We start from the raw sequence: 1,980 nt of genomic DNA, 5'->3' as shown, positions 1-1,980 counted from the left end.
GGAGGCGTTCAACGCCGTTGTTTGATTTTCCACAAAATTCTAAACCATTTTTTCATGAAAACAAAACTCTTTACCGTCGCCCTGCTGCTGGGCAGCGTAGTGGCTTTTACTCAGAATGCCGTTGCGCAACAAGGAGCTTCTGCCAAAGACGAAGCCGCCATCAAAAAAGTCATCGAAGGCTTGACCACTTCCATGTACGCCCGCGACCTCAAAACGTATCTTAACTATTGGTCAACCGCGCCTTACGTGTCGCGGGTGTCAACTGACCGGGAAGGTAAGGTCACAAAAATGACGGGCGACGAATGGCGTAAGACGGTGGAGAAAGCTGCTGCCCAAAATCCTAAACCAAGCCAGGAGACCGCCACGCGCGACAACTGGCTCATCCGGGTCAACGGCAACGCGGCCTTTGTGGTCTTCGACCAGCACAACCAATATGCCGACGGCACGACCCGCGACAGCGTGGAGGAACGCTACCTCGAACGGGTGAATAACGAGTGGAAGATTGTCAGCGTTACGGTTTTGCCCAGGAAGTAAGCCAAGAATCAGGAGAAATTTGGGATGAAAATTATTGTAGCCAAGTCTGATTCGCTGTTCGATTTTGAAAAAAACTGTCCGATTTCGGACAGTTTTTTATTTACTTTCTAGATAAAAAACTGATTATCAAAGGGGGTTAAATTTGGTATGGCTTTTTGGTGATAAATATGGTTCGATTGAAAGAAATTCTCTCCTTCCATCTCCATTCCCCTTCCCAGCTATGCTCCAATCCCACTTCAAAATCGCCTGGCGGAACTTGCTGAAAAACGGCTTGTTCTCGACCCTGAATTTGCTTGGCCTGTCGGTTGGCGTTGCCATTTTCCTCTACCTCTTTTTGTATTCCAAAGAGGAACTGTCCTTTGACAAATACAATCAGCACGCCGAGGATATCTACCGCGTGGGGCTGACGGCAACCTTCGGCGGAGAGAGCAATGAGTGGGCATCGGTACCGAACAATATCGGGCCGGACATGGCAGCAGAGATTCCAGAGATCAAGTCGTACGCTCGGCTGCTCTACCACAATTTTGGAAAAACGGGTTTCGTGAGCAGCGGGCAGGATAAGTTCGCCGAGCGGAAACTGTACTGGTCGGATGCCGGCTTGTTCGATATTTTCGACCTGCCGCTGGTGTCCGGCAATCCGAAAACGGCTCTCGACGGCCCGAATAAAATTATGCTGAGCCAAAGTACGGCCCGTAAGTACTTCGGTGACGCCGACCCGATAGGTAAAGTTCTCAACGTGGATCACGATTACGACGTAACGGTAAGCGCCGTTTACCAGGATTTCCCGCAAAACTCTACCCTCGATCCCGACCTCATTGGTTCATTCTCCACGGTCAAGTGGGCCAACGAAGGACAGCATTGGAGCAATGCCAGCTACGAAACCTATTTCCTGCTCGAGCCAAACGCTTCGATGAAAAAGGTGGAGGGTAAAATCAATCAGGTACTTGATGCTAACGTGGAAAAAGACAAACAGTGGTTCCGATTCTGGCTACAGCCTTTGGCGTACGTTCACTTGCATTCTACCCATATTTCCAATTCCAGCACGACGCGCATCGGAGACATTCAGCAGGTCAACATTCTCATTGCCCTGGCGCTGGGCATTTTACTCATCGCCTGCATCAACTACATGAACCTGGCAACGGCGCAGTCGCAAAAGCGGCGGAAGGAAGTGGGAATCAACAAGGTAGTCGGCGCGACGCAGGGTACTTTGGTGGCGCGGTTTTACGTCGAGGCGTTCATTATGGTTGCGGCGGCGGTGTTGTTGGGTTTTGCGGTGCTGTTCGGGCTTCTGCCGCTGTTCAATTCTATCGCCGAAAAGGAAATTGCTTTCGGTAGTTTGTTCAGCCTACCGGTGCTGGCCAGCGTCGGCGCGGTCATTGTGGGCCTTTCGCTGGTGGCGGGGTCTTATCCGGCCCTAATGTTGTCGTCTTTCTCGCCGTTGAGCTT

Annotated in this window: 2 protein-coding genes; both read left to right on the top strand. The window is 51.2% G+C overall.

From position 1 onward, the window contains the following. The first annotated feature begins 54 nt into the window (after positions 1-54). On the top strand, positions 55-534 hold the full coding sequence (locus tag ACEW8P_RS13240; RefSeq protein WP_373513554.1) for a nuclear transport factor 2 family protein: 480 nt from the start codon (positions 55-57) through the stop codon (positions 532-534). Positions 535-754: 220 nt separating this feature from the next. Next, on the top strand, positions 755-1,980 hold a 1,226-nt coding region (locus tag ACEW8P_RS13235), incomplete at its 3' end, for an ABC transporter permease (protein WP_373513553.1).

Source organism: Persicitalea sp. (assembly GCF_041751555.1).
Lineage (GTDB): Bacteria > Bacteroidota > Bacteroidia > Cytophagales > Spirosomataceae > Persicitalea.
The sequence above is the reverse complement of the archived record's forward strand: the minus strand, read 5'-3'. Positions and strand labels throughout refer to the sequence as shown.